General features: G+C 39.4%; 3 protein-coding genes. 2 read left to right on the forward strand and 1 reads right to left on the reverse strand.

What is annotated here, in order from left to right; genetic code table 11:
* Window positions 1-67 precede the first annotated feature (67 nt).
* Both HMPREF0083_RS00605 and HMPREF0083_RS00610 read left to right on the forward strand, forming a co-directional pair.
* Window positions 68-511: a MaoC family dehydratase N-terminal domain-containing protein gene (locus HMPREF0083_RS00605; protein WP_051354488.1), complete on the forward strand. Its 444-nt coding sequence runs from the start codon at window positions 68-70 to the stop codon at window positions 509-511.
* A 12-nt stretch (window positions 512-523) separates the two neighbouring features.
* Entirely contained in the window at window positions 524-955 is a 432-nt protein-coding gene (locus tag HMPREF0083_RS00610) for a MaoC/PaaZ C-terminal domain-containing protein (RefSeq protein ID WP_021618951.1), read from the forward strand.
* 565 nt (window positions 956-1520) lie between these two features.
* On the opposite strand, the gene pdxR is transcribed toward HMPREF0083_RS00610, so the two are convergent.
* Window positions 1521-2866 (reverse strand): MocR-like pyridoxine biosynthesis transcription factor PdxR (pdxR, locus tag HMPREF0083_RS00615; protein WP_021618953.1); only part of this gene is annotated, 1346 nt, incomplete at its 5' end.

Consider the following 2866-nt stretch of genomic DNA (forward strand, 5'->3'; position numbering starts at 1 on the left):
GGATCATACTGGATAATCAACACCCTTGATAAAACATATTAGAAATGAAGAAAGGGGAATCTATACTTTGGCAAATCCGGAAGATAAAAAAGGCTACGTGTTTCCTCCCTACAGCGGCAAGGTAGAAACCGGGAAAATAAAAGAGCTTGCACTAGCTATAGGAGACGATAATCCGATTTATACCGATGAGGCAAAGGCAAAAGAGGAGGGCTTTGTCACGCTACCAATCCTGCCGACATTTATGGAAGCAATTGATATGTGGTCCGGTCCGACCTTCGAAGATTTGATGGAGCAGCTTGAAATCGATATGAAGAAGCTGTTGCACGGAGAGCAGGAATACGAGTATTTTGCCCCTATTCATGCAGGTGATACGATTCACGCGGAAACGAAAGTGACGGACGTAAAAGCAAAGCGAAACGGGATGGCATTCTATACGTTAGAAACTGTCTACCGTAACCAAAACGATGAAAAGGTAATGGCCGCACGGATGATGCTGGTCAAAACACCGTAGGGAGGGGAGCATATGGAACCGTATTTGCTTCATAACAGAGAAGCTGAGGTAGGAACGGAGCTGCCTGCGCTTGAAAAGCCACCGGTCACTCGGATGCAACTAATTAAATTCGCCGGAGCATCTGGGGATTTTAACCCAATACATACGATTGAAAGCGTAGGTCAAGAAGCGGGACTAGGTGGCGTTATCGCTCATGGCATGCTAATCATGGGCTTTGTTGGCCAAGCTTTGACTACCTGGGTACCGCGTGCATCTATTAAGAAGTTTGGTGTACGTTTTTCTTCCATTACTCGTCCAGGTGATGCGATTACCGTCCGGGGAGAGTTGGTTGGAAAAGAAGAAAACGCTGAAGGGATATGGGTTAAAATTAAAGTACAGGCCGTCGATCAGAAAAACGAAGTTAAAGTTAAAGGCACATGTGAAGCATTGCTTCCACACGTGTAGGAAAAACATGTGGGCCTTACCGCTCATCATTTTTCCACAACGAAGCCAAACGGCTACTCTATATCATTTTAGGCGGACCGGCAAAACTTTATCTATTAACACAAGCCTCCGGCATTCGGATGCACAACGTTTTCTGTGTACTTGTAGTCAAACACCATCGCCATCAAGTTAAAGTTTTATTGCACCACCAAAATGAAATTTTTAGGCTTTCTTGTAACAAAGAAGCTCATTTTATCATTTTTAGGGTGACTTGCTTTCTTAATCATAATGAACGAGGCCGGCCCCTATTTTTCATAATGGCGTGGGTTACACTGGATGTAGAAGGCCAGTACAGAGCCACAATATGAAAAAAGGAGCCGGTACTTATGAAGGATGATAAATCGTAGGGATGTGATCCGTTTGGCATAGCTGTTACGGGCAGAAGAGTTGACAGCGGTGCAAGGTTCCTAAGAAATGGAATTACTGACAAACTGGCGAAATGCAGCCTTTTTTAAAAACTTATTGGCTGAGTCCATTTTCTTATTGTCTTTTTCCGCTTTTATTTTCATGGGAGTGTAGGCACAATCTAGAGCTTCCATGCTTCTTTCAATAATCGAATTCCTGTATTAATCTCAGTTTCTGATAACCCTCCAAATCCTAGTAAGATTCTACACCCTAAGCTTCCTGGTGACCCATTATAATATATTGATAATGGATAAACCTTTACACCAACATTCATTGCAGTATTGATTAACTCATCTTCTTCCATACCGTTCTTTACTTCCAAAATAATATGAAGTCCTGATTTTTCACCGATTATATTTACTTTTTCTCCTAAATAATTTTTAACGGCTAACATTAAGGTACTATGCTTTTTCCGGTAAAGAGTTCTCATTTTATTTAAATGACTTTGCCAAAGTCCATCCTTCATAAAACGGTATAGAGTATCCTGGTGAAGACGAGAAACCGTTTGCTTATAAATAGTAAAGTGCTCCTGGTATTTTTTCCTAAGTGAAGATGGTAAAATCATATAACTAATACGTATAGATGGAATCAAAGACTTCGAAAATGCACCTAAATACACAACATTTTCCTTTGTATCAAGCCCTTGTAAGGAAGGAATCGGCTGCCCTTTATACCGATATTCACCATCATAGTCATCTTCAATAATATAACCGTTCTTTTCTTCTGCCCATTTTAACAAATCCATTCTTCTTGAAATGGGCATTATCATCCCATAAGGAAATTGATGAGACGGTGTTACATAAACAACATTGGCACCCGTATTTTTTAACTGATTTATATTCATCCCATCTTCATCGAGTGGAATTGAAACTGTATGGACCCCCATATCTTGTAAAGTCATTCTCGTTCTATGGAAACCAGGATTCTCAAGTGCATAGATATGTTCTTTACCAATTAACATACACAATAATCCAATAAGTACCTGAGTACCTGCACCAATAATGATTTGTTCAGCAGAGCATCTAACACCTCTAGAAGCAAAAAGATGTGCTGCAATTTGTTCCCGAAGAAGCAGTTCCCCTTGAGGATTTCCATTATAAAATAATTCCCCTTGATCCTCGTATAAAGATTGAATAGTTAATTTTCTCCATATAGCATACGGAAAGTGTTCTAAATCAACCTTGCCAGAATTGAAATCAATCTTGGCATTTACTTGTATTTGCTTGCTCTTTGACTCCAATTTTTCAAAATCTCTTTGGTTAAAGATTATGTTTTTATCAAAGGTTGTTACAAATAATCCTTTTCGAGGTTTGCTTTCTATATAACCCTCCGCACATAATTGCTCATAAGCTGACTGAATAGTGTTTAAGCTTAATCCAAGGTAGTTCGATAACTTACGTTTTGACGGTAATTTTTCTTTTGGTTTTATTCTCCCCGATAAAATTTCTTGTTTTATGTAATTGGCTA

Source organism: Aneurinibacillus aneurinilyticus ATCC 12856 (genome assembly GCF_000466385.1).
In the GTDB taxonomy this organism is placed as follows: Bacteria; Bacillota; Bacilli; order Aneurinibacillales; family Aneurinibacillaceae; genus Aneurinibacillus; species Aneurinibacillus aneurinilyticus.